The sequence below is a fragment of the Brachybacterium saurashtrense genome, assembly GCF_003355475.1.
Classification (GTDB): domain Bacteria; phylum Actinomycetota; class Actinomycetes; order Actinomycetales; family Dermabacteraceae; genus Brachybacterium; species Brachybacterium saurashtrense.
Genome location: NZ_CP031356.1, coordinates 3,221,093 through 3,246,048 on the forward strand (window position 1 = coordinate 3,221,093; position 24,956 = coordinate 3,246,048).

Consider the following 24,956-nt stretch of genomic DNA (forward strand, 5'->3'; position numbering starts at 1 on the left):
CCGACCCCACCTGAGAAAGTGAGACCTCGCCATGCCCGACACCTCGACATGGGACGCGCTCCCGCACCGCCTGCCCGACTGGTTCCGCGACGCCCCGCTGGGCATCTTCATCCACTGGGGGCCGTACTCGGTGCCTGCCTGGGCCGAGCCCACCGCCGAGCTCGGCGCCATCGAGAGCGACCTGGGCTGGTTCGCCCACAACCCCTACGCCGAGTGGTACTTCAACACGATCCGCATCGAGGGCTCCCCGGCCGCCGAGCATCACCGCCAGGTGCACGGCGACGCGCCGTACGACGACTTCCTCGACCAGTGGGAGACCACCGCCTTCGACCCCGCGGCCTGGGCGGACCTGTTCCGCCGGGCCGGCGCGGACTACGTGGTGCCCACCACCAAGCACCATGACGGCGTGACGCTGTGGGACGCCCCCGGCACCGGGGACCGCAACACCGTGCGCCGCGGACCGAAGCGGGACCTCGTGGGCGAGATAGCGAGCGCGGTGACCGAGGCGGGACTGCGCTTCGGCGTCTACTACTCCGGGGGCCTGGACTGGCACGTCCGGCCCACCGAACCGCTGGTCAGCGGTGAGGACGTGAACGACCGTTGCAGGCCGCGGGACGACGAGTACGGGAAGTACTGCAGCGCCCACGTGCGCGATCTCATCGACCGCTATCAGCCCGACGTGTTCTGGAACGACATCGGCTGGCCGGACGAGAACTTCCACTTCGGCCAAGGCGGGCTCGGCGAGCTGCTCGAGCACTTCTATACCCAGCGCCCCGAGGGGCTGATCAACGACCGCTTCGCCGGCGCCCACCAGGACTTCGTCACCACCGAGTACCAGGCGGGCGAGATCCCTGAAGGGCAGCCGTGGGAGAACTGCCGCGGCGTGGGCCTCTCCTTCGGCTACAACCAGGTCGAGGACGCCGCCCAGTACATGAGCGCTGCACAGGCCGTACGGCACGTGGTCGACGCGGTCTCGAAGGGCGGTCGGGTGCTTCTGAACGTGGGCCCGCGCGCGGACGGCTCCCTGCACGAGCTGCAGGTCGCCGCGCTCGAGGGCCTGGGGGAGTTCATGGCGGAGCACAAGGTGCACCTGGCCGGCTCCCGTGGGCTCGGCGAGCTGCGCCTGAAGGGTGTGGAATGGGCGCGCGCCGTGGAGAAGGACGGCACCTGCCACGTGTTCCTCAGCGGCGACGCCGGCGAGATCACGGTTGCGGCGCAGGATCTGCCCACGGGCTTCGCCTGGCCCGAAGTCGGTCGCACCGTCACGCTCGCCGGCGAGGAGAACGCCCCGGTGGCTGTCTCTGCACCGGCCGCTGACTCCGCACCGACGGCGGGCTGAGCGCGCAGAGGATGCTCCGCCCGGAGGCGGGCGGAGAAGGAGGGCGCGGTCCTCGGGACCGCACCCTCCGCTGGTGAGGCACTGCTCTTCAATTGCTCAGCGGCGGTCCTCGATCTCCAGCAGGTCCATCGCGTTCGTGCCGGCCTGCTCGATCTGTTCGTGCTCGGGCTGCTCCTTCTGCATCCGCTCGAGGTACGGCTGGGCGCGCTGCACCTGCTGCTCCAGGTTCGTCACCGTGGTGAGGAAGTTCTGGTTGGCCTGGGTGCGGAAGGAGTCGATGCCGTCCATCGTGGTGAACAGGTTGTCGAAGGCCTTCTGCAGGGTCTCCGGGGAGACGCCCGAGGTCGCGGCCTGCTTCTGGATCTTCACGGAGTTGTCCGCCAGCATCTGCGAGGTGCGGGAGATGAGGTTGTCGGTGGTGCGGTTGACCGCATCGATCTGGTCCAGCACGATCTTCTGGTTCTCCAGCGCCTGCGCGGTGATCACCGCGGTGCGCAGCGCGGTGACCGTGGTGGTGCGCGCCCGCTCCACGCCCTGCTGGAGCTTGGTGTTGTTGTCCTCGATCAGCCCCATCGACAGGTAGGCCTGCACGGTGACGGCGATCTGGGTGGCGACGTCCTGGCGGCGCTGCCGCACGGCGAAGAGCACGTCCCGTTCGAGGGCGTCGGCCTCGGCGGCCTTCCCCTCGGCCCGTGCCTGCTCCACGCGGCGCACCGCCCGCTCGTCCAGCAGGGAGAGCAGGTAGGAGGCCTTCTTCAGGGCGCCCAGGTCCTCCCACAGCGAGCGCCGCTCCACGGCCAGCTCGGCGTTGTCCTTCTGCAGCATCTCCTGGCCGCGGCTGAGCGCGCCCAGCACCTCGTCGAGCTGGTCCTGATTGGTCTCGAAGCCGCGGAAGTAGCGCTTGGCGACGTTGCGGCCGGGCAGCCAGCCCAGCGCCTTGTCCGCGAAGGTCTCCTCCTTGGGGGCGAGGTCCTCCATGGTGGTGCGCAACTCGGAGAGGGACTTCGCGACGGACTCCTGCGCGTTGCCCTTCTCCTTCGACTCCCGCAGCGACTGCTCCATGAAGCGGGAGGAGGTCTGGCTGGTGCGCTCGAAGGTGCGGCGGGCCACCGCGCCCAGCGCGTTGACCTGCGCGGTGTACTCCTGCGAGTGCGGGTTCAGCTGGGAGACCTGCTCCACCCAGGCGTCGGCCCGCTGCTCGAGCTGGGCCTGCTGCTCCTCGGGCAGCTCGGGGAGCATGGCGCCGGCGTCGTCGACCTCCACCTCCTGCACCGGCTCGGCGGGGGTGATCTCCTGCTCGGGCGTGGGCGGCTGGAGCTTGTCCATCAGGGCCTCCTGGGGTCTCCGGGGTGATCTCCCCGGGATCGTGGGTGTCGGGTGGGAACGTCGGGTGCGGGTGCGGGTGCGGGTGCGGGTGCGGGTGCGGCCGTCGGTCGGTCGGGCGGCGGGGGTGGTGAGCGCCGGAGCGGGCGGCGTGTCAGAGGGTCCGGATGTCGATGAGCGGGTCCACGTGCTGGTCGGCGAAGCGGGCGCGCAGGAACTCGGAGTGCACCTCGAGGGAGCGTGAGACCCCGCCGACCACGTCCCCCTCGACCTGCTCCACCCCCTCGGCCAGCACGTTCAGCTGCGTGTCGATGCTCGCGAGGTTCGCCAGCGCCTCCTCGCGCGCGCTGCCGGCGAAGGTCCGGAGGAAGCCGATCGTGTCGCTCGCGGCGTCCACCAGCTCGGGCACGTAGCGGCCCGCGATCCCGTCCAGCAGGGTCAGCTCCGCGGCCGACGGGCGCATGGCCTGCAGCTGCTCGGCGCCCACGAGCGCATCGATCCGGGTGAGCAGCGAGGTGACGTCGTCGAGCACGGCGACGGCCGCCGGGGTGCTGCTCGCCTGCGGGCGGAGCTGTGCGACACGGTCGCGGGTGGTGCCGTTCGCCTCCAGGATCCCCGCCAGCATCTCGCGCGTGCCGCCGGTGACCGAGGCGTCCAGCGTGGGCCGATCGGGGGCGGCGGGCAGCGGGCGATTCGCCGCCACGCCCACGGCGCCGAGGGTCACCGCGCCGATCCCCGCGGCCGCGGCGAGGGCCAGCAGCGGGCCGCCGAGCCCCGCGCCGAGCACCACCAGGAGCGCCGCCAGCGCCGCGAGGGCGCCCAGCACCACGGGCGCGCCGAAGCGCACCAGCGGCGAGCGACGGGGACGGCCGACGGCGCCGCCGTGGGGTGAGCCGCCGGCAGGGGAGCGGCCGGCGGGGGAGCGGGTCCCGGGGCCGTGGACCGTCCCGTCGAGCGGTCCCTGCACCGGTCCCCACAGGTCGCGGCGCTCCGCCGTGGCCTTCCACGGCAGGTCGCGGTCGCCGGGAGCGGTGGGCGGGGTGTCGGGACGGCGGTCGGCGTCCGGTGTCGTGGTGGCGGGTGCGCGGGAGTCGTCGGGCGCGGCGTCGGGCGCGGTGGGATCAGGGAGCCGGTCGCTCCCGCTGCTGCGCGGCCGATCGGCCGACGGCTGCTCTCCTGCGCTCACTGCTCCCCGCTGTCCTCCCCGAGACGGGGACGAGGCCTGCCCGCGCGGATCCGGCGACGCCGTCCCCGCTGCTGTGCGCACGCCTCGTCCGGGCGTGGCGCCAGGTTATCGCGCAGGGCTGGACATCGCCCGACAACGATCGTCGCGGGAGGGCGTCCGATCGTCGGCGCCGGCCCGACGGGGTCATCCCTGCGGCACGGTCTCCCAGGCACGGGACGCCGCCGAGCGGACGATCGCCTCGCACACCTCGGCCGCGGCGAGCCCGTCGGCGGCGCTGGGCGCGCTCGTGGTCCCGTGCACCACGTCGGAGAGGAAGGCGGCGGCCTCGATGGTCTTGAGGTCGTCGAAGCTCATCGGGATCCCCGGCCCGGGCTGGAAGTGCGCGAACTCGCCGTGGCCCGGCCCGGCCAGCACCGTGGTGTAGCCGTGCTCGGTGCCGCCCTCGCCGAGCATCACCTCGAACTCGTTCATGCGAGTAAAGGACCAGCGGGCCGAGCCCTCGGTGCCGAACACCTCCAGCGCGTAGTCGCTGCGGTGCCCGCGCGCCACCCGGGACGACTCGAGCGTGGCGTGCGCGCCGCCGTCGAGCCGGGCCAGCGCCGCCACCCAGTCCTCGTTCTCCACCGGGCCGCGCTCCTCGCTCACCGCCACCGCGCCATGGCCCACGCCCGCGCCCAGCGGCAGCCGTCGTTCCTCGATGAACACGTCCGAGGTGGCGGTGACCTCGGCCAGCCGCTGCCCGGTGACGTGCTGGACCAGGTCCGCGCCGTGGGAGAGCAGATCCCCGATCACGCCGCTGCCGCCCCGCTCCCTGTCGTACCGCCAGGTCAGCGGACCCTCCGGGGAGGAGGCGTAGTCGGCGTAGAACCAGCAGCGCACGTTCGTGATCCGGCCCAGCCGGCCGCCGGCCACCAGCTCGCGCAGGTGCGCGATCGCCGGCGCGTGGCGGTAGTTGAAGCCCACGGCGGTCGCGATCCCGGCGCCGTCGCGGGCGCTGGCCGCCGCATCGCGGATCTCGCGGGACTGCGCCGCGGAGACGCCCATCGGCTTCTCGATCCAGAAGGGCTTCCCGGCCGCCGCGGCCGCGAGCGCGAAGTCGCGGTGCAGGAAGTTCGGGGAGCAGATGGAGACGACGTCCACCTCCGGATCGGCGAGCACCTCCTCGATCGAGGCCACCGCCTTCTCGAACCCGAACTGCTCGATCGCGGCCTGCTGGTTCTCCTCGATCGGGTCCGCGGCGACCACCAGGCGGGGGCGGATCCCCAGCTCGGTGAAGCGGGAGGGGAGCCGCTGGTAGCTGCTGGCATGGAGGCGACCCATCCAGCCCAGGCTGATCACGCCGATGCCGATCTCGCGCATGCTGTCTCCTTCGTAGGGGTGGGCCGGGCGCTCAGACGCCGCCGAGCTCCTTCTGGATCCGCTCGCGCATCCGCACGTGGAGCGCGTCGGCGTCTTCCTCCCAGCCGAACACGCACACGGACACCGGCCCGTCGTACTCCCGCTCGCGCAGGTAGGCGAAGGCGGCATCCCAGTCGATCTCGCCGTTGCCGATCTCGTTGTGCTGGTGGATGCGGGCGTCCACGCCGGGCGGGTTCATGATGTAGCGATTGCCCACGTTCGCGGTGTGGTCGAAGACGTCCGCGATGTGCAGGTGCTTCAGCCGGTCCCCGGCGTAGTCCATCATCTCGCGGGGGTCCCGGGCCCCCTGGCCCAGGTGGTAGGCGTGGGGGAAGCAGAACTCGTAGTTCAGCCAGTCGCGGTCCACGCCGCGGATGATCTGCACGGCGCGGTCGTTCTCCTCCACGAAGTCGTAGGGGTGCGCCTCGATCGTGCACTCCAGGCCGTACTTCTCGAAGACCGGGATCAGCTCCTCGATCGACCTGTAGAACTGGCCCTCGCTCTGCCGGGGCCGGTTCGGGTCACCCGAGAACTCGGTGGCGATCAGCGGCACCTCGAGGGCGTCGGCGAGCTCCAGCAGCCGCCGCCAGTTGCGCACCTGCGCCTGGCGCTCCTGCTCATCAGGGCTGGACCAGTCGAACACGGGGTTGAACGTCCAGATCTTCACCCCGGTGTCCTTCATCGCCTGCTTCACCTCGGCGATCAGGTGGCGGTCCACCTTGGGGTAGTGGTGCCACTCGTGGAAGTCCGCGCGGGGGGAGAGCTCGAGGTACTCGTACCCGAGCTCGGCGGCCTTGCGCAGCTCCTCGGCGACCGAGAGATGCGGGTGGTACATCGACGGGTCCAGCAGGATCTTCACCATCGGGGTCTCCTCACTTGATGCCCAGGCCGCACTCGGCCAGGAACTCGCGGGTCGCGATCGCGTTGGGCAGCGGCAGCGACGGGTCGCAGGGGTAGAGGTCCTGCTCGCAGATCACGTACAGCTCCTTGTCGAGCGTGGCGAGCTTCGCGACCAGGTCCTTCATGTCCGGCAGGCCGGCCGGCGGCCGCACCGAGGCGCCCTTGGCGACGGCCTCGCCGAAGGGCCAGTCCTGCTCGTGGGCCTGGCGCGTGATCTCCGGATCGAACGCTTTGATATGGACGTACCCGATCCGCTCCGGGTACTCGTCGATCATCGAGATCGGGTCGCCGCCGCCGTAGATGATGTGGCCCGTGTCCAGGCAGAAGGAGACCAGCTCCGGATCGGTCGCCTCGAACACGCGGGCGATCTCCTCCGGGGTCTCGATGTGGGAGTCGCCGTGGGGGTGCAGCACCATCGTGAGGCCGTAGTCCTGCTTCACGATGCGGCCCAGCTCGTTGGCGTTCTCGACGTAGCGCTTCCACGCCTCACCGGTCAGCTCCCGCTCGTCGGTGAACTCCCAGGTCTTCTCGTCGCGGTACATCGGCGGCAGGTGCACCATGTACTCCGCGCCCACGGCCGCGTGCGTCTCGGCGATCGCACGGAAGGTCTTCTCCGTCTCCGGCCAGGCCTCCTCCTGGTGCAGGATGCCCCAGCCGGTGCCGGCCACCACGCGGAAGCCGTGCTCGTCCATGACGGACTGCAGCTGCGTCGCGTCCTTGGGGAAGTAGCCCCACGGGCCGGTCTCCATCACGGAGAAGCCGGCCTGGGCCATCTCCGCCAGCGCGGTGCGCCACGGGATCTGCTTCTCGTCCTCGGGGAACCACACGCCCCACTGGTCGGGGCACACCCCGATGGTGAGCTTGTCGAACGGCGCCTCGGGATTGCGGGAGCGGTCGGCCTGCGGGCCGGGGACGCCGTCGGGCGTGCTGGCGGGGCTGGTCATGGGTCTTCTCCTTCGAAGGCGGTGTGCGGCGGTGTGCGGCGGTGTGCGGTGCGGGCTGCGCGGCGGCGGTGTGGGCGGCCGACGCCGGCCGACCCGTCGGCCGCCGCCGGGCCGCCGCGCCCCGCCGAGGCCGGCTCAGTCGTGGGTCGGGAAGCTCATCGAGGACTCGACCGTCTCGTTCTGCGAGGGCCAGCGGGTGGTGACCGCCTTCTGGCGGGTGTAGAAGCCCACGCCCTCGGGACCGTGCGCGTGGTGCTCGCCGAACAGCGAGTCCTTCCAGCCGCCGAAGGAGTAGTAGCCCACCGGGGTGGGGATCGGCACGTTGATGCCGATCATGCCCACCTGGATCTCGTCCTCGAAGCGGCGCGCGTAGTGGCCGGAGTCGGTGAAGATCGCGGTGCCGTTGCCGAACGGCGAGGAGTTCACCAGCGCGATCGCCTCGTCGAAGTTGTTCACGTGCATCACCACGAGCACCGGGCCGAACACCTCGTCGGTGTAGGTGGGGTGGTCGGCGGCGAGATCGGTGATCACCGTAGGCCCCACGAAGTTGCCGCCCTCGAAGCCCTCGACCACCAGGCCGCGCCCGTCCACCAGGATCGTGGCGCCGGCGGCCTCGGCCTCGTCGGTCATGCGGACCACGCGGTCCTTGGCGTCGGGCGTGATCACGGGCGGCATGTCGGTGCCCTCGCGGTCGCCGGGGCCGACGACGAGCTTCTCGGCCTCGGCTGTGATCGCGGCGAGGAACGGCTCATGCGCATCGCCCACGGTCACCGCGACCGGGACGGCCATGCAGCGCTCGCCGGCGGAGCCGAAGGCGCCGGAGGCCACCTGGCCCGCGGCGAACTCGATGTTCGCATCCGGCATCACCACGGCGTGGTTGTTCGCGCCGCCGAGGGCCTGCACCCGCTTGCCGGCCGCGGAGGCGGTGGCGTGGACGTGCTGGGCGATCGGGGTGGAGCCCACGAAGGAGACGGCAGAGATCCCCTCGTGCTCGCACAGCGCGTCGACCACGGTCTTGCCGCCGTGCAGCACCTGGAACACGCCGTCCGGCAGCCCGGCCTCCTGGTACAGGCGGGCCACGATGTTCGAGGCCGACGGGTCGCGCTCGGACGGCTTGAGCACGAAGGCGTTGCCGGTCGCGATCGCGATCGGGTGCATCCAGAAGGGCACCATCGCCGGGAAGTTGAACGGGGTGATGCCGGCGACCACGCCGAGCGGCTGGCGCAGGGTGTGCGCGTCCACTCCGGTGGAGACGTCCTGGGTGAAGCCGCCCTTGAGGTCCTGGGTGATGGAGGTGGCGAACTCGAGGGTCTCCAGGCCGCGGGCGATCTCGCCCTTCGCGTCGGCGATCGTCTTGCCGTGCTCGCGGGTGATCACCTCGGCGATCTCATCCGTGTGCTCGATCATCAGCTGCCGCATCCGGTAGAGGATCTGCGTGCGCTTGGCCAGCGAGACCTTCGCCCACGTCTCCTGCGCGGCGACGGCGACCTGCACGGCACGGTCCACGGTGGCCTCGTCGGCCAGGCGCAGGGTGCCCACCTCGCCGCCGGTGGCGGGGTTCATGATCGGCTGGGTGGAGGCGGAGTCGCCGGCGTCCTCGCGGCCGTCGATCCAGTGCGTGATCTCGTATCCCATGGGTGTTCTCCTCGGGGTGGTGATGGGGGCGGCCGACGGGGCCGCGCGGTGGTGGGCGTTCGGGTCAGAGGTAGTGGCGCTGCCCCACGCGCTGGTTCTCGTAGACGGTGCGCGCCTCGCGGGTGGACTCGAGCGTGGAGACCTCGGAGACGGGCACGTCCCACCAGCCGTTGCCGGGCGGGTTCGGGCCGTACAGGTTCGTGTTCACCACGATCGCGGTGGCGGTCTCGGAGGCCTCGGCGCGGCGGTACGCCTCACGGAAGGCCTCGGTGTCGGAGACCTCCTGCACGTCGATGCCGTAGGAGCGGATGTTGGCGGGGATGTCCAGCGGGACCAGCCCGCCGTCCAGCAGGCCGGATTTCTCGTCGCGCATGCGGTACTTGGTGCCGAAGCGCTGGCTGCCGTGCGACTCGGAGAGCGAGCCGATCGAGGACCAGCCGTGGTTCTGGAGGATCACCAGGATCACCTTCACCCGCTCGGAGACGATGGTGGCGATCTCCTGCGGCGCCATCTGGAAGGTGCCGTCGCCGATGATCGCGACCACCTCGGACTCCGGTGCGGCCATCTTCGCGCCCAGCGAGGCGGGCAGCTCGTAGCCCATGCAGGAGAAGCCGTACTCGAGGTGGTACTGCAGCGGCGAACGGGCCTTCCACAGCGCCTGCAGGTCGCCGGGCATGGAGCCGGCGGCGTTGATCACGATGTCCTGATCGCCCATCATCTCGTTGAGCGCGCCGAAGATCTCGGTCTGGGCGGGCAGCTCCTGATCGTGTGGGGCGAAGCAGGGGGCCACCAGCTCCTCCCACTCGGCGCGCAGGGCGCGGGCGCGGTCGACGTGCGCGGAGGGGGCCCCGTACTCGGCCAGCGCCTCGCGCAGGGCGTCGAGACCGGCGCGCGCATCGGCCACCACCATGGTCGCGGAGTGCTTGGCGGCGTCGAAGGCCTTGACGTTGAGGTTCACGAAGCGCACGTCCGCGTTCCGGAAGGCGGTGTGGGAGGCGGTGGTGAAGTCGGTGTAGCGGGTGCCCACGCCGATCACCACGTCGGCCTCCGCGGCGAGGTCGTTGGCGGCGTTGTTGCCGGTGGCGCCCACGCCGCCCACGCACAGCGGATGGTCGGCGCTGAGCGCGCCCTTGCCGGCCTGGGTGTCGAGCACGGGGATCGAGGTGGCGTCGGTGAACGCCGCCAGCGCCTCGCTCGCCTCGGAGTAGATCGCACCGCCGCCGGCGATCACCACGGGCCGCTGCGCGGAGCGGATCACCTCGACGGCGCGGTCGAGGGCGGCGGGCTCGGGCACCGGGCGGCCCACGTGCCAGGTGCGCTCGCGGAAGAACTCCAGCGGCCAGTCGAAGGCCTCGGCCTGGACGTCCTGCGGCAGGGAGAGGGTCACCGCGCCGGTCTCGGCGGGATCGGTGAGCACGCGCATGGCCTGCAGCGCGGCGGGGATCAGCTGCTCGGGCCGGGAGATGCGGTCGAAGTAGCGCGAGACGGGCCGGAAGGCGTCGTTGACGGAGACGTCCCCGCCGGTCTCGTCCTCGAGCTGCTGCAGCACCGGGTCGACGGCGCGGGTGGCGAAGATGTCGCTGGGCAGCAGCAGCACCGGGATGCGGTCGATCGTGGCCAGCGCCGCGCCGGTGACCATGTTGGTGGAGCCGGGGCCGATGGAGGCGGTGCAGGCGAAGGCCTGCATCCGGTTCTTCGTGCGGGCGTAGGCCACGGCCGTGTGCACCATGTTCTGCTCGTTGCGGGCCATGTGGAAGGGCATCGGCGCCTGGCCCTCGGCCGGCTCCAGGGCGTTCTGCAGCAGCGCCTGGCCGAGGCCGGCCACGTTGCCGTGGCCGAAGATCCCGAACGCGCCGGGGATGAGGCGGTCGCGCACCCCGTCCCGCTCGGAGTACTGGGCGGCCAGGAACCGCACCAGCGCCTGGCCGACGGTCAGGCGGACCGTGCCGGCGGGGCGGTCGCTCCGGTCGGGCGCCGTGGGGTTCTCGCTCATGCTGCCTCCGTTGTGCAGGCCCGCCGCGCGGGGGCGGGGCGTGGGTGGCACCGTCGGACGCGGTCCACTCGACGGTGAGTTCGTCAGCCCCCAGCATGGACCGCCCGTGGCGACATGTCAAGACAATGTCAGGACAAGATTCTCCGCGACGTTCGCCCTGTTCGGAGCGGTTTCGCCCGGCTCCAGCACGCCTCGAGGGCTTCCGGAGGGCCGAGATGCCGTGCTAGCTTGCCGCCAGGTTCGTACGGCGAAGCCCAAAAGACCGGACAAGCCAGCCAGTCGTTGCCGACGAAGCCTGACATATCGGGCGCTCCGGCGCCCCGCCGCACGTCAGCCGGCCGCACTCTGGCCGGCCGCACGTCAGCCTGCCGCACGCCCGCCGACTCGCACTCCGACGACGGGGTGCGGATCCCGGCCTCAGGAGGGGCCACCGCCCCGCCTTGGCGTCGGCCCGCTCGAGCCCCACCCGCACGCCGCCCCTCGTAGGTCGCTCCCCGCGAGCCCGTCCGCACACCGCTCCCGCGCACCGCGCGCCTCGCACGACCTCCCCAAAAGGATGTGCCCCATGGCCACCACCCCGCTCTCCGTCGCCGTGATCGGCGCCGGCATGGCCGGCCGCACCCACGCCAACGCCTGGCGCCAGGCCGGCACCGTCTACGACCTGGGGCTGCCGCCGGTGCGGCTGGCCGCGATCGCCGACGCCCACCTGCCCTTCGCGGAGGACGCCGCCGCGCACTACGGCTACGAGAAGGCCGTGGGCGACTGGCGCGACGTCGCCGAGGACGACTCCATCGACATCGTCTCCATCGTGGTGGGCAACGCCCTGCACCGCGAGATCGCCGAGGCGATGGCCGCCGCCGGCAAGCACGTGCTGTGCGAGAAGCCCCTGGCCGGCACCCTCGAGGACGCCGCGGCGATGGCCGAGCTCGAGCAGCGCCACCCCGACCTGGCGCTCGCCACCGGCTACACCTTCCGCCGCAACGCCGGAATCGCCATGCTCGCCAAGCTCGCCGCCGAGGGCGCGCTCGGCACGATCGCCCACCTCGACGCCCGCTACTGGACCGACTACGGCGCCGACGAGAACGTGCCGATGGCCTGGCGGTACAAGGGCCCCATGGGCTCGGGCGCGCTGGGCGACGTGGGCTCCCACCTGGTGGACTCCGCCGAGCTGATCCTCGGCCCGCTGGTGGAGGTCTCCGGCGCGCAGCTGGTGCAGACCATCACCGAACGGCCCGTCGCCTCGGACGCGGTCGCGGGAGGCCGCGGGGTCACCGCGAACGCCGACGCCCCCAAGGAGCCCGTGGAGAACGACGACGTCGCCACCTTCACCGCACGCTTCGCCTCCGGCGCGGCCGGCACCTTCTCCGTGTCCCGCGTGGCCCAGGGCCTGCCCAACTACAAGGCGCTGACCGTGCTGGGCACCGGTGGGACCGCCAGCTGGTCCCTGGACCGCACCGGCGAGATCCAGGTGGCGGACCGCACCTCCCCGGAGGGTCTGGGCGGTCTGCGCCAGGTGCTGGTCAACCCCGAGTTCCCCTACTTCGCGAACGGCTCTTCGATGGCCTTCGGCGGCGTGGGCCTGAACCAGATCGAGCAGTTCACCTACCAGGCCCACGCCTTCCTGCAGCAGGTCGCCGGCATCACCGAGAACGCGCTGCCGCGCTGCGCGAGCTTCGCCGACGGCTACCGTCAGATGCGGATCCTCGACGCCGTGGCCCGCTCGGCCGCCGCCGGGGGCGCCGCGATCACCCTCGACTGAGGCCGACGGGGCGGGCCGCGGCCGCCGTGCGTGTCGGCCGCCGCTCCCGTCGGCCGCTCGCACGCCGACCCGCTCGCCCGCTCGACCCCATCGCCCGCCCGTCGCGCCCACCCATCCCGATACGCGGCGCAACTGTCGGATTCCGAGCCACTTTCGGCGCGGATCTGGTTCAGAATCCGGCACTTCGCACTTCGCACTTCGCACTTCGCACTTCGCACTTCGCACTTCGCACTTCGCACTTCGCACTCCACCTCGTCTCCGCCGCCGACCCGTCGGCGGCACACCCCGAAAGGGCCCCCGCCATGGCACTCACCTACGGCGCCTACACCGCCTGCCTGCAGGGCCGCACGCTCGAGGAGGCGCTGGACGTCCTCGCCGCCGCCGGGCTCTCCGGCGCGGAGATCAACACCGGCGGTTTCATCCCCGCCCCGCACGCCCCCGTGGACCTGCTGCTGGCCAGCGAGCGGGCGCGCACCGACTACCTGCGGATCTTCAAGGAGCGCGGCATCGCGCTCACCGGTCTGACCGTCTCCGGCAACCCGCTCTCGCCCCTGCCCACCGAGGGCCTGCCGCGCGCCCACGACCTGCGCCGCACCATCGAGCTGGCCGGGAAGCTCGGCGTGCGCGACGTGGTGGCGATGTCCGGCACCCCTGGCACCGACGCGGGCGCCCGCTACCCGGCGTGGATCGTGAACCCCTGGAACGGCATCGACCTCGAGATCCTTGAGTACCAGTGGTCCGTGGCGGTGCCCTTCTGGAAGGAGATCGACGCCCTCGCCCGGGAGCACGACGTGCAGGTGGCGCTCGAGATGCACCCGCGCAACCTGGTGTTCTCCCCGCTCACCTTCGAGCAGTTCGCCCAGCGGGTGGAGCCCACGAACATCGGCGTGAACCTCGACCCCTCGCACCTGTACTGGCAGCAGATGGACCCTATCGCCTGCATCGAGCGGCTCGGCCGGCACATCACCCACGTGCACGCCAAGGACACCGCCGTGCTGCCCGGCGCGGCCCTGCGCGGCGTGCTGGACACCGTCTTCGGCCCGGTGCCGGAGGATCCCGCGCAGCGCACCCCCACCGGCATCGGCCACTACTGCTCCACCTGGCCCGAGGACCCGGCCTGGCGCTTCGTGGCGCTCGGCGAGGGGCACACCCCCGGCCAGACGCACGACGTCGACTACTGGGCGAGCGTGCTCGCGGCGCTGGCCGCCGTGAACCCCGCGCTGAACGTCAACATCGAGCACGAGGACGCCGCCTACTCGCAGGTGGACGGCCTCGAGCGCGGCGCCCGCACCCTGCTGGCCGCCGCCGAGCGCGCCGGCGTCTGAACCGGCGCGAGCGCTCGGGGCGTCCGGCGCGCTCGCGCCGCGCACGTCGCACAGCGCGGCCTGCGCCGCCCCGCGCGTCCACGCACCCGGCGCGTCCGCGCAGCCCGCACCCCCACCCCACCCTCACCCCACCCCTCCAGAAGGAGCCCGTCATGCCCCTCGTCCGCATCACTCAGCAGGACGTCCGCACCCCCGAGCAGTCACGGCAGCTGGCCGACATCGTCCAGGACGTCATGCTCGAGCACTTCAACGCCCCGCCCGGGGACCGCTACCAGATCCTCGAGACCCACCCCGCGGGCGCGATCATCGCCGAGGACACCGGTCTCGGCATCGAGCGCAGCGACGGCGTGGTGATCATCCAGGTCACCCAGCAGGGTCGCAGCACCGAGCAGAAGGAGGCGATCTACGCCGCCCTCGCCGAGCGTCTGGGTGCCGCGGAGCTGGTGCGCCCCGAGGACCTCATCATCTCCGTGGTCCACAACGACCGCGAGGACTGGTCCTTCGGGTACGGCCGCGCGCAGTTCCTCACCGGCGAGCTCTGACCGCCCTCGGCGGGCCGTCGGCGCACGTCGACGGCCCGCCCCACCGGCCGGCACCAGGCCGCCCGGCCCGCCCCGTCGGCCGGCTCGGCGCCGCCCCACACCCACCTCACACCCCTTCCGAACAATCTTCAGGATATGTCTGGACAAAGACGGGGCCCCATGTGATCATGGGAGCATCCCCGGACCGCCGGCCACCGTCGCCCACGGCAGCAGTCGCCTTCGGCACCGACTCAGGTTCTCAACGCAGGGAGGCATGGAGACCCATGGCAGCAGACCTCGACATCATCACGTTCGGCCGCAGCGGCGTGGACATCTATCCGCTGGAGATCGAGAAGGGCCTCGAGGACATCCACAGCTTCGGCAAGTTCCTCGGCGGCAGCCCGATGAACGTGGCCGTCGCCGCGGCTCGTCTCGGCCATCGCCCCGGCGTGATCACCGGCGTGGGGCAGGACCCCTTCGGCCGGTACGTGGTCAAGGAGATGGAGCGGCTCGGCGTGGACAGCCGCTTCGTGGTCGAGAACGACCGCCTCAACACCCCGATCACCCTGTGCGAGATCTTCCCGCCGGACGATTTCCCGCTCTACTTCTACCGCCAGCCCTCCGCGCCGGATCTGCAGGTCGCCCCCGAGCACCTCGATCTCGACGCCCTCCGCGAGGTGCCGCTGTTCTGGTTCTCCGGCACCGGGCTGTCCGAGGAGCCCAGCCGCGCCGCGCACCTCGCGGCCCTCGAGGCCCGAGGCCGCACCGCCCACACCGTCTTCGACCTCGACTACCGGCCCATGTTCTGGTCCAGCGTGGAGGAGGCCCGCGAGCAGTACCGCGAGGCGCTGAAGCACACCACCGTCGCCGTGGGCAACAAGGAGGAGTGCCAGGTCGCGGTGGGGGAGACCGAGCCCGAGCGCGCGGCGGACGCCCTGCTCGAGGCCGGCGTGCAGCTCGCGATCGTCAAGCAGGGCCCCAAGGGCGTGCTCGGCAAGACCGCCGACGAGCGCGTGGAGGTGGCCCCGAACATGATCCAGGTGATCAACGGCCTCGGCGCCGGCGACAGCTTCGGCGGCTCCCTGTGCCACGGCCTCCTGGCCGGCCAGGACCTGGAGACCATCCTCACCCGCTGCAACGCGGCCGGCGCGATCGTCACCAGCCGCCTGGAGTGCTCCACCGCGATGCCCACCGGCGAGGAGATCGACCTCATGATCGCCGGCGGCGACCCCAACCACGGGCAGACCGTCGAGGAGATGCTCACCGCGCTGCGCAGTCGCGGCACCGTCCAGGCAGGAGCCAGCGCATGAGCGCCACCGCCACCGATTCCTTCGTCTCCTCCTACGAGGAGGTCACCCGGGTGCGGATCGAGGATCCGGGCCGGTTCGCCCGCCTCGCCGCCGCCCGGACGCGCCGCACCGTCGCCGACACCGACGGCACGATGATGATCATCGCCGCCGACCACCCGGCCCGCGGAGCCCTCGGCGTGGGAGCCCGCGGCCAGGCGATGGCCTCCCGCACCGAGCTGCTGGACCGCATGCGCGAGGCGCTCGCCGTGCCCGGCGTGGACGGCGTGCTGGGCACCGCGGACATCCTCGAGGACCTGCTGGTCATGGGTGCGCTTGAGGACAAGATCGTGTTCGCCTCGATGAACCGCGGCGGCCTGCAGGGCGGATCCTGGGAGATCGAGGACCGCTTCACCGCCTACGACGCCGCCTCCATCAAGCAGGCCGGCTTCGACGGCGGGAAGATGCTCACCCGCATCGACCTCGAGGACGACCGCACCTCCTTCATCCTCGAGGCGAGCGCGCAGGCCGTCACCGACCTCGCCCGCCACGAGCTGATCGCGATGGTGGAGCCGTTCATGTCCTCCCGGCCCGGCGGGCCGGGCACGAAGGTGGTCAACGACCTCTCCCCGGAAGCCGTCATCCAGTCCATCCACATCGCGCAGGGCCTCGGCGCCACCAGCGCCTACACCTGGCTGAAGCTGCCGGCGGTGGAGGACATGGAGCGCGTCATGGACGCCACCACCATGCCCACCCTGATCCTCGGCGGCGATCCGGCCGACGACGACCCGGAGACGCTGCGCGCCTCCTGGGGCAGGGCCCTGGCCCGGCCGAACGTCCGCGGACTGGTCGTGGGCCGCACCCTGCTGTACCCGGCGGGGGACGATGTCGCCGCGGCCGTGAGCGCCTCGGTGGACATGCTCCGCAGCGTGTCCTGACCCCGATCCGCGACCACCACCCGCTCGAGACGAGGAGAGAGTCCATGTCCAGCACGACCACCGGCGAGTTCCACCTGCCGGCCGGCTCCACCGGCCGCGGGAACTACGAGACGATCATCGACCCCGGCGCCCGCGAGGGCTGGGTCCACACCGGACTGCGCGTCCTCGCCCTCGCTCCGGGCGGCAGCGAGGTGGTCACGGCGAACGGCGTCGAGGCGATGGTGGTGCCGCTGAACGGGGCGTGCGACGTCTCCGTCGGCGGCGAGTCCTACGCGCTGCGCGGCCGCACGGACGTGTTCGCCTCCGCGACCGACGTGCTCTACGTGCCCGTGGGCTCCCAGCTCACGCTCTCCTCGCCCGGCGGCGGCCGCTTCGCGCTCGCCACCGCGGTGGCCACTGGGAACCATTCCGTCACGCTGATCCGTGCGGAGGACGTGCCGGTGGAGATCCGCGGCGGCGGCACCATGACCCGCAAGGTGCGCAACTTCGGCGCCGTGGGCGCGTTCGACGGCATGGACTCCCTGATCGCCTGCGAGGTCATCACCCCCGGCGGCAACTGGTCCAGCTACCCCGCGCACAAGCACGACGAGACGATCGACGACGGCGAGCATCGTGAGAGCGAGCTCGAGGAGATCTACTACTACGAGATCCAGGACGGTCCGGCCGGGCCCGGCTTCGGCTACCACCAGACCACCGCCAGCGGCGAGGACCGCCCGATCGACGTGCTCACCGAGGTGCGCACCGGCGACACCGTGCTGGTGCCCCACGGCTGGCACGGCCCCTGCGCCGCCGCCCCCGGCCACGACATGTACTACCTCAACGTGATGGCCGGCCCCGAAGTGGAGCGGGCCTGGAACATCACCGACCACCCCGCGCAGACCTGGGTGCGCGGCACCTGGGAGGCGGCCGGGACCGACCCCCGGCTCACCGCCGACTGACACCGACCCACCGGCACCGGCCCCGACCGAGGACGGCCCGCACCCCACCGCACGCCCCTCGTCACGAAGGAGAGACGATCATGACCTCAGCAGCACAGGACACCGCCCCCGCAGACCTCCGCGTGGGTGTGATTGGCGTGGGCCAGATGGGCGCCGACCACGTGGCCCGGATCAGCCGGCGCATCAAGGGTGCCCGCGTCAGCGTGGTCACCGACTACTTCCGCGACAAGGCCGAGGAGGTCGCCGCGACCGCCCCCGGCTGCCGCGTGGTGGACAGCCCCGAGGAGCTCATCGCCGCCGACGACGTCGACGCCGTGCTGATCGCCAGCCCCGGCACGTTCCACCGTGACCAGGCCATCGCCTGCATCGAGGCGGGCAAGCCGGTGCTGTGCGAGAAGCCGCTGGCGATGAACCCCGAGGACGCCTACGCCGTGGTCGAGGCGGAGAAGGCCGGCGGCGCCCCGCTGGTCTCCCTCGGCTTCATGCGCCGCTTCGACGCCGGCTACGCCGACCTCAAGGACGCGATCGCCGGCGGCGAGCTGGGGCAGATCAGCATGCTGCACTGCAAGCACCGCAACGCCACCACCCTGCCCGGCTTCTCGGACACGATGATGGTCTACGACTCGGCCGTCCACGAGGTCGACGCGATCCACTACTTCCTCGAGGAGGAGATCGAGGCGGTGCAGGTGGTGTTCCCGACCCCCGGCCCGCGGGCCGACGAGGGCCAGCACGATCCGATGCTGCTGCTGTTCCGCACCGCCTCCGGCGTGATCGTCACCGACGAGCTGTACGTCAACACCGACGCCGGCTACGAGGTGCGCACCGAGGCGATCGGCTCGAAGGGCATCGCCACCATCGGCCTCGAGTCCGGCCGGGTCACCACCCACCTCGCGGGCGCCCGCTGGGGCGGCGCGATCCCGAAGGACTTCCGGCCCCGCTTCATCGACGCCTACGACGCCGAGGTCCAGGCCTGGGTGGCCGCCGTGCAGGACGGCACCAACATCGCCGAGCGCTCGGCCACCTCCTGGGACGGCTACCTGGGCGCCGCCGCCTGCCAGGCCGCCGAGAAGGCCCTGACGGCCGACGGCTTCGTCCCGGTCACCACCCGGCCCCGGCCCTGAGCGTCTGACCGGCCCCGTCGGCCGACGCGAGCAGGCTCGGCGACCGGCGGACCCCGTCGGCCGACGATCCCCACGCGGAGACGTCCGCCCCCCCCCTCCCGGGGGCGGGCACCCCCGAATCCACCCTCGGCGCGGACCCTCGCGGTCCCTGCCTGCCTTCGCTCACCCATTTTCCGACTGACAATGGAGTCGACATGTCACACAGTCCCGTCCCCCCGGTCTCACCGGGCACCACACAGCTCCCGCCGCTGACCGCCGGCCCCTACCGGCGGCGCCTGGGCCGGGTGGCGCTGATCGCCACCCTGGGCGGCCTGCTCTTCGGCTACGACACCAGCGTGATCAACGGCGCCGGCGGCTTCATGTCCGAGGACCTGGGGCTCAGCCCCCTCGGCCTCGGCGTGGCCGTGAGCGCGCTGCTGTTCGCCAGCGCCGTGGGCGCCCTCACCGGCGGCCGGATCTCCGACGCGATCGGCCGGCGCACCACCATCCTCATCATGGCCGTGCTGTTCATCGTGGGCGTCGCCCTGGTGGTCACGGCGCCCGGCCTCACCCTGGTCGTCGCCGGACGCATCGTCCTGGGCCTCGCCGTGGGCACCGCCTCCGTGGTGGTGCCGGTGTTCCTCGCCGAACTCGCCCCCTACGAGATCCGCGGCTCCCTGGCCGGGCGCAACGAGTTCATGATCGTGCTGGGGCAGCTGCTCGCGATCATCATGAACGCGATCATCGGCAACCTCTGGGGCGAGCAGTTCCCCGGGGTGTGGCGCGCGATGTTCCTGCTCGCCGCGGTCCCCGCGGTGTTCCTGCTGGTGGGCATGCTGCGGATGCCGGAGTCGCCCCGCTGGCTGCTGGACAAGGGCAGGCGCGACGAGGCGCTCGAGATCCTCACGAGGCTGCGTCCCGAGAACCGGGCCGAGCCCGAGCTGGAGGACATCGCCCGAGCCCGCCACGCCGAGTCGCAGCGTGTCTCGATGGACCTCAAGAGCATCCTGCGCAACAAGAACCTCGTGAAGATCGTGCTGATCGGCTGCGGCCTGGGCATCTTCCAGCAGACCACCGGCATCAACGCCATCCAGTACTACGGCGAGCGGGTGCTCGAGGTGGCCGGCTTCGCCCGCGGCGGCGCCCTCATCGCCAGCATCGCCCCCGCCACCATCTCCGTGGTCGCGGCCGTGGTCGCGCTGCAGATGATGGACCGCGTGAGCCGCCGCAAGACCTTCCTGTGGGGCTACGGCCTGGTCTCCGGCTTCCACGTGCTGATCGGCGCCACGGCCCAGCTGATGCCGGAGACCGACGCGAAGCCGTTCGTGCTGCTGGCGCTGATCACCGCGTTCGTGGGCTCCATGCAGCTGTGCCTGAACGTGGCCACCTGGGTGACGCTCTCGGAGATCTTCCCGCAGAAGATGCGCGCCTTCGGCATGGGCATCAGCGTGTTCATCCTCTGGATGACCAACTCGATCCTGGGGCTGTTCTTCCCCACCATCATCGCGGCCCTGGGGCTGTCCTCCACGTTCTTCGTGTTCGCCGGCCTGAACGTGGTGGCCTTCCTGTTCGTGCTCAGGTGGGTGCCCGAGACCCGTGGCCGCACCCTCGAGCAGCTCGAGGAGGACGTCACCACCGGCGAGATCTACCTGCCCCGCGCCTCCCGCGCGGAGGCCCGCTCCGACAAGAGCTGACCCTCGCCGCAGAGCCCGGGACCGGACACGCTCCGGTCCCGGGCCGTATATTTGTCCAGACCAATGCACGGCGACGAAGGAGTGCACCATGGCCACGATCCCTCCCGAGGGGACGCTCGTCCGGATCGAGGTGGACAGGTCCTCGTCGACTCCGCTCTACCTGCAGCTGGCCAGCGGGATCGAGGAGGCCATCCGCGGCGGGGATCTGCCGGCGGGCAGCCGGCTGGAGAACGAGCTGGCGCTCGCGAAGCGGCTGGGGCTCTCCCGCCCCACGGTGCGCCAGGGCATCCAGGAGCTGGTGGACAAGGGCATGCTGGTGCGCAAGCGCGGCGTGGGCACCCAGGTGGTGCAGGCGCCGGTGAGCCGCCAGGTGGCGCTGACCTCGCTGTACGACGATCTGCGCACCGCCGGCAAGGAGCCGCGCACCGAGGTGGTGGAGTACCGCATCGGCCGCCCCTCGGCGGAGGCCGTGAGCCGCCTGCAGCTGGGCGCGGGCGAGCAGGTGCTGGACCTGATCCGGGTGCGCTACGCGGACGGCGAGCCGCTGGCGGTGCTGCGCAACACGATCCCCGAGAGGATCGCGCCCTCGCGCGAGGCGCTCGCCGCCTCGGGCCTGTACGCCTGCCTGCGGGACATCGGCGTCGCCACCGTGCTGGCCCACGAGCGGATCGGCGCCACCGTCGCCGACGAGGAGCTCTCCGAGCTGCTCGAGGAGCAGGTGGGCGCGCCGCTGCTCACCATGGAGCGGAAGTCCTTCGCGAACGACGGCACCGTGGTGGAGTACGGCAACCACGTCTACCGCGCCTCGCGGTACTCCTTCGAGGTGACGCTGGTCGACTCCTGAGGGGCGCGGACGGCTGCGGCCGCGGCGGCGCCGGCAGAACTGTGCGGATATGAACCACTTCTGGCACGGAAGTGGTTCATATCCGCACAGTTCTCGGGGCGGGCCGGGCGCAGCGCGGGCCGGGCGCAGGGCGGGTCGGGCGCAGGGCGGGTCGGGCGCAGGGCGGGTCGGGCGCAGGGCGGGTCGGGCGCAGGACGGGCCGGGCGCCCCGGCGACCCCGCCGCAGGTCAGGCCGCGGCGCGGCGGAGCTTCGCGAACATGTCCTCGAGCAGGTAGCGGCCGTCGTACATCTCGCACACCCGCACGGTGCCGCCGGTGCCGGGAAGCAGCCCGCCCTCGACGCCGAAGGTGGGAGCGGGCCGGGTGCGGAACAGACCGCCCAGCGGGTTCAGCATCAGGCCGACGGCGGGGGAGTCGCCCAGCGCCCGGTGCTCGATCGGGCCCTGATGCCAGGTCGCGTTCCACTCGATGAGCTGGTCCACGAGGTAGCGGCCCAGCGCGCCGCAGGGCGCCACCTTCTCCTCGAGCTCCGCGTAGCCGACGGAGGTCATCACGTACGCGGTGCGCGGCACCTGCCAGATCGTCATGCCGGAGCGGAACACCACGTTCGCGGCGGCGATGTCGTTGCCGAGGTTGAACTCGCAGCGCTCCCCGGGCTCGCGCACGTCGTAGCCGGGCCCGCCGATCCAGATCACGGTGGTGTCGGTGCGCGCGATCGTGGGGTCCAGCAGCAGCGCGGAGGCCATGTCGGTGAGCGGGCCGAGGAACGCGATCCGCAGCGGCCCGGCGTCCTGCCGGTGCGCCTCCTCGAGAATGAGGCGGGCCCCGGGGGAGTCGACGGGCGTGGCCTCGTCCGGCAGCGCGGCGGCGGCGCCGTTCTCGACCCGCACGTCCTCCCGCCCCATGAGATCCAGCAGGCGGTCGATCTCGGCGCGGCTGTCGAGCATGCTCGTGGTGGAGCGGTGCTCCCCGAAGTGGGCGGCGATCAGGCCGCGCATGTCCAGGGTCTCGGAGAGCAGGGCGTGGACGATCGCGAACTGGTCGTCGGCCTCGTTCTTCGCATCGGTGTTCAGGATGACCCGCAGCGTGCGGGGCGCGGACGGAGGCTGCGAGGCGGCGGGCGGCTGTGGGACGGCGGTGGTCACAGGGTCCTCCAGGAGACGGGATCGAGGTGGAGCGGGGCACGGGCGTCCGGCACGTGCACGCGGCGCGGCCGCGAGGCGAGGTTCGCGAGCAGGAGGGTGCGGCCGTCACCGATCGCCCAGACGAGGCCGTCGACGGAGCGCCCGGTGAGCAGCGCGTTCTCCGCCCGACCCAGTGCGGCGAGCGGCGCGGGCACCTGCTCATAGGTGAGGGAGGCGATTCCGGGGACGGACAGCGCGGCGGCGCTCGCCACGGTCCACGCCTCGTGCAGCGCGGTGCCGGCGCGGGGATCGGCCGGCGGGGCCGGTGCAGGCACGGGCTGCGGGCTGGTCGCGACGTTCGCGAACCGCGGCCGCAGCGAGATCGGGCCGACGTGCACCGGCAGCCCCGGCGCGCGGGCCGTGACCTGCTCGGCGAGCAGGCGCTGCATCGCGACCGCCTCGAGCAGCTGCTCGGTCTCCAGGGTGTGGAACAGCGGCGTGGTCGCGAACGCGAGGGCCGACGGCTCGGCGGCGAACACGGTGTCCCACTCCCGGTTCAGCTCCGTGAAGTGCGAGCGGGCCCCGGCGACCACCGGGAGGCCGGCGGGCACCACGGCGCGCAGCGCGGCGTCGAGCTCCGGCGTGGTGACGTGCCGGGCGGCATCGGCGATCCCGACGAAGCGCGGCCTCGCGCCGCCCGCGACCGCCGCTCGGAGGCGGCGTCCCAGCTCCGCGAGGGCCGACGGGTCCGCGGGGGAGGGGCAGGCGATCCAGAGCGCGAGGTCAGGATGCGCTTCGAGCGCGGTGTCCAGGCGCTGCGGCCAGTCCGGATCGGCCAGCTCGAGGTTCAGGTGGCCGGTGCCGATCGCGGGCACGGCGCCGCCGCGATGCCACGTCAGCTCCTCGCCAGGCGCGGGCTCGGCGACCGGAGCGGGGTCGGCGGCGGGGCCCGGCTCCGCGGCCGACGGCGCGGCGCTCGCCGGCGCGGCCTGCGACGACGCGCCGACCTCGTCGGCCGACGGCGACGCGGTGAGCACGAGGGACTGCCCCACGTGCTCCCCGGCCGCGAGCGTGTACGGGAAGGGCAGGTCCAGCGGGCGGGAGTACGTCTTGTAGGAGGCGTCGGTCCAGTTGCGCTGGTCCTCCATCTCGAACACGTCGCCCTCGAGCGCGAGGCGCAGGGCGAATCCGCCGGCCTCCCCAGCGGGGGTGCCCGATTCCCAGGCGAGGCCCGCGATGTCGCGCGCCGGCTGGTGCGGGCTGACCTGCTGGGGGAACGCGAGCGCGGAGGTGGCGCCGTCCGGGTGTGTGACCTGCAGGGGCGTTCCGGCGAGGTGCGGAGGGTGCAGCACCACCAGGCCCACCCGGTTGGTGGGGGAGGCGCCGAGCGCCTCGAGATCCAGGTTGATCCGCAGGGAGTCCCCGTCGGCCGCGACGCGGAGCGAGCCCGCGAGGTCGAGGCCGAGGTCGTGGATCCGCAGGTCGAGCGTGAGGGAGTCGCCGTCGACCGTGACCGCGACCTCCCGCGGCCAGGCCGTCGCCCAGTCCACGTCCCGGGCCACCGCGCGCACGGCGCGCAGCACCACGTGGCCGTCGCAGCGCACGTCGGCCAGCTCATCCCCGCGCACCTCGAGCGACCAGCGCCCGGAGGCCCAGCGGCCCCCGGCGGAGGCGCCGTCGGCCGGGACCTCCTGGGCGGCGTGAGCGGTGTCGGCGGACCGCTCGGCGGGAGCAGTACCGGGGGAGGTGGGCCAAACGGAGGGAACGGCGCCGGGGGAGGCGGGCCCGGAGGCGCCGACGCGGGGTTGCCGGGCGTCCGCGGTGCTCACACCGAGGTCATGCCGCCGTCGACGCGGAACAGCGCGCCGGTGGCGAAGGCGGCGTCGTCGCTGGCGAGGAACACCATGATCCCCTCGACGTCGGCCGGGGTGCCGGGACGGCCCATCGGGATCCGGCCGATGATCGCTCCCCGCTCGGCCGGGTCGTCGGAGATCGTCGTGACCAGCGGTGTCTCGGTATAGCCGGGGACCACGGCGTTCACGCGGATGCCATCGGCCGCGTAGGCGGCGGCGACGGTGCGGGCGAGGCCGTGGATCCCGGCCTTGGTGGTCGCATAGGAGGTGAAGTCGTTGCCCTCGCCGGTCAGGCCCGTGGGGGAGCCGGTGAGGATGATCGAGCCGCCGCCGGCGGCGAGCATCGCGCGCACGGCGTGCTTCACGGTGAGCATGGTGCCGGTGAGGTTCACGTCCACGGTGCGCTGCCAGACGGCGAGGTCGAGCTCGGCGATCTTCGCGTCCTGGCCGAACAGCTGCACGCCGGCGTTCGCGACCACCACGTCCGGGCTCCAGCCGGATGCGGCGAGCTCCGCGAACCCGGCCTTGACCGAGGGCTCGGAGGAGATGTCGACGGTGAGCGGGAGGGTGGCGCCCTCGCCGAGCTCCGCGGTGAGAGCGCGGGCGGCGGCCCGGGCGGCGTCGGCGTCGCGGTCGGCGATCACCACGCGGGCACCCTCCCGGGCGAAGCGAGTGGCCACGGCCAGGCCGATGCCGGAGGCGGCGCCGGTGACGAGAGCGGTGCGGGAGGCGAGACGAGACATCGTTGGGTCATCCGTTCACGAGGGGATGGACGCAGTGTGCCAACCGGTTGACCGGATGGCAAGGGGGTGGTGGACAGGTGGTGGACCACGAGTGCTCCCGCCCGGCGTACTCT

At 72.3% G+C, this 24,956-nt stretch carries 20 protein-coding genes; 10 read left to right on the forward strand and 10 right to left on the reverse strand.

Translation table 11 applies throughout. From position 1 onward, the window contains the following. Positions 1 to 31: 31 nt before the first annotated feature. On the forward strand, positions 32 to 1,339 hold the full coding sequence (locus DWV08_RS14520; protein WP_115414448.1) for an alpha-L-fucosidase: 1,308 nt from the start codon (positions 32 to 34) through the stop codon (positions 1,337 to 1,339). Between the two features lie 96 nt (positions 1,340 to 1,435). On the opposite strand, the gene DWV08_RS14525 is transcribed toward DWV08_RS14520, so the two are convergent. From DWV08_RS14525 to iolD, 7 genes are all read right to left on the reverse strand, one after another. Further along, positions 1,436 to 2,665 carry a toxic anion resistance protein gene (locus DWV08_RS14525; protein ID WP_115414449.1) on the reverse strand — a complete coding sequence of 410 codons (1,230 nt, stop codon included), beginning with the start codon at positions 2,663 to 2,665 and terminating at the stop codon, positions 1,436 to 1,438. A gap of 151 nt (positions 2,666 to 2,816) precedes the next feature. After that, the gene (locus DWV08_RS14530) at positions 2,817 to 3,848 is read right to left on the reverse strand and encodes a hypothetical protein (protein ID WP_115414450.1); all 1,032 of its coding nucleotides are present in this window, start codon (positions 3,846 to 3,848) and stop codon (positions 2,817 to 2,819) included. A gap of 183 nt (positions 3,849 to 4,031) precedes the next feature. Next, positions 4,032 to 5,207, reverse strand: coding sequence for a Gfo/Idh/MocA family protein (locus tag DWV08_RS14535; RefSeq protein ID WP_115414451.1), 1,176 nt, complete (start codon positions 5,205 to 5,207; stop codon positions 4,032 to 4,034). Positions 5,208 to 5,238: 31 nt separating this feature from the next. Then, the gene (locus DWV08_RS14540) at positions 5,239 to 6,108 is read right to left on the reverse strand and encodes a sugar phosphate isomerase/epimerase family protein (RefSeq protein ID WP_115414452.1); all 870 of its coding nucleotides are present in this window, start codon (positions 6,106 to 6,108) and stop codon (positions 5,239 to 5,241) included. 10 nt (positions 6,109 to 6,118) lie between these two features. After that, positions 6,119 to 7,090, reverse strand: a complete 972-nt coding sequence (locus tag DWV08_RS14545) for a TIM barrel protein (RefSeq protein WP_115414453.1) — start codon at positions 7,088 to 7,090, stop codon at positions 6,119 to 6,121. 135 nt (positions 7,091 to 7,225) lie between these two features. Further along, a complete protein-coding gene (locus DWV08_RS14550) occupies positions 7,226 to 8,725 on the reverse strand; it encodes a CoA-acylating methylmalonate-semialdehyde dehydrogenase (protein ID WP_115414454.1) in 1,500 nt (499 codons plus the stop codon). Between the two features lie 64 nt (positions 8,726 to 8,789). After that, positions 8,790 to 10,718, reverse strand: coding sequence for a 3D-(3,5/4)-trihydroxycyclohexane-1,2-dione acylhydrolase (decyclizing) (iolD, locus tag DWV08_RS14555; RefSeq protein ID WP_115414455.1), 1,929 nt, complete (start codon positions 10,716 to 10,718; stop codon positions 8,790 to 8,792). A gap of 565 nt (positions 10,719 to 11,283) precedes the next feature. On the opposite strand from iolD, the gene DWV08_RS14560 reads away from it, so the two are divergent. From DWV08_RS14560 to DWV08_RS14600, 9 genes are all read left to right on the forward strand, one after another. Continuing rightward, the gene (locus DWV08_RS14560; protein ID WP_115414456.1) at positions 11,284 to 12,477 is read left to right on the forward strand and encodes a Gfo/Idh/MocA family protein; all 1,194 of its coding nucleotides are present in this window, start codon (positions 11,284 to 11,286) and stop codon (positions 12,475 to 12,477) included. Between the two features lie 302 nt (positions 12,478 to 12,779). Beyond that, entirely contained in the window at positions 12,780 to 13,802 is a 1,023-nt protein-coding gene (locus DWV08_RS14565) for a sugar phosphate isomerase/epimerase family protein (protein ID WP_115414457.1), read from the forward strand. A gap of 152 nt (positions 13,803 to 13,954) precedes the next feature. Further along, a complete protein-coding gene (locus tag DWV08_RS14570) occupies positions 13,955 to 14,344 on the forward strand; it encodes a tautomerase family protein (RefSeq protein ID WP_115414458.1) in 390 nt (129 codons plus the stop codon). Between the two features lie 263 nt (positions 14,345 to 14,607). After that, entirely contained in the window at positions 14,608 to 15,633 is a 1,026-nt protein-coding gene (gene iolC / locus DWV08_RS14575) for a 5-dehydro-2-deoxygluconokinase (protein WP_115414459.1), read from the forward strand. After that, positions 15,630 to 16,547 (forward strand): Cgl0159 family (beta/alpha)8-fold protein, encoded by a 918-nt coding sequence (locus tag DWV08_RS14580; RefSeq protein WP_115414460.1) that lies wholly within the window; start codon positions 15,630 to 15,632, stop codon positions 16,545 to 16,547. The genes iolC and DWV08_RS14580 overlap by 4 nt, the downstream gene beginning before the upstream one ends. 44 nt (positions 16,548 to 16,591) lie before the next feature. Next, the gene (gene iolB / locus DWV08_RS14585) at positions 16,592 to 17,485 is read left to right on the forward strand and encodes a 5-deoxy-glucuronate isomerase (RefSeq protein ID WP_115414461.1); all 894 of its coding nucleotides are present in this window, start codon (positions 16,592 to 16,594) and stop codon (positions 17,483 to 17,485) included. 80 nt (positions 17,486 to 17,565) lie between these two features. After that, positions 17,566 to 18,606: a Gfo/Idh/MocA family protein gene (locus DWV08_RS14590; RefSeq protein WP_115414462.1), complete on the forward strand. Its 1,041-nt coding sequence runs from the start codon at positions 17,566 to 17,568 to the stop codon at positions 18,604 to 18,606. A gap of 194 nt (positions 18,607 to 18,800) precedes the next feature. Continuing rightward, positions 18,801 to 20,279: a sugar porter family MFS transporter gene (locus DWV08_RS14595; protein ID WP_115414463.1), complete on the forward strand. Its 1,479-nt coding sequence runs from the start codon at positions 18,801 to 18,803 to the stop codon at positions 20,277 to 20,279. 88 nt (positions 20,280 to 20,367) lie between these two features. Continuing rightward, a complete protein-coding gene (locus tag DWV08_RS14600) occupies positions 20,368 to 21,123 on the forward strand; it encodes a GntR family transcriptional regulator (RefSeq protein ID WP_115414464.1) in 756 nt (251 codons plus the stop codon). A gap of 227 nt (positions 21,124 to 21,350) precedes the next feature. Here DWV08_RS14600 and DWV08_RS14605 read toward each other — a convergent pair whose 3' ends face one another. Genes DWV08_RS14605 through DWV08_RS14615 form a run of 3 tightly spaced genes read right to left on the reverse strand, consistent with a single transcriptional unit; the run spans position 21,351 to position 24,843 of the window. Further along, positions 21,351 to 22,268: a nucleoside hydrolase gene (locus DWV08_RS14605; protein ID WP_115414465.1), complete on the reverse strand. Its 918-nt coding sequence runs from the start codon at positions 22,266 to 22,268 to the stop codon at positions 21,351 to 21,353. Next, positions 22,265 to 24,076, reverse strand: a complete 1,812-nt coding sequence (locus DWV08_RS14610; protein ID WP_115414466.1) for a D-apionate lactonase family protein — start codon at positions 24,074 to 24,076, stop codon at positions 22,265 to 22,267. Before DWV08_RS14610 ends, DWV08_RS14605 begins: the two co-directional genes overlap by 4 nt. Continuing rightward, positions 24,073 to 24,843 carry an SDR family NAD(P)-dependent oxidoreductase gene (locus tag DWV08_RS14615; RefSeq protein ID WP_115414467.1) on the reverse strand — a complete coding sequence of 257 codons (771 nt, stop codon included), beginning with the start codon at positions 24,841 to 24,843 and terminating at the stop codon, positions 24,073 to 24,075. The genes DWV08_RS14610 and DWV08_RS14615 overlap by 4 nt, the downstream gene beginning before the upstream one ends. Positions 24,844 to 24,956 lie beyond the last annotated feature (113 nt).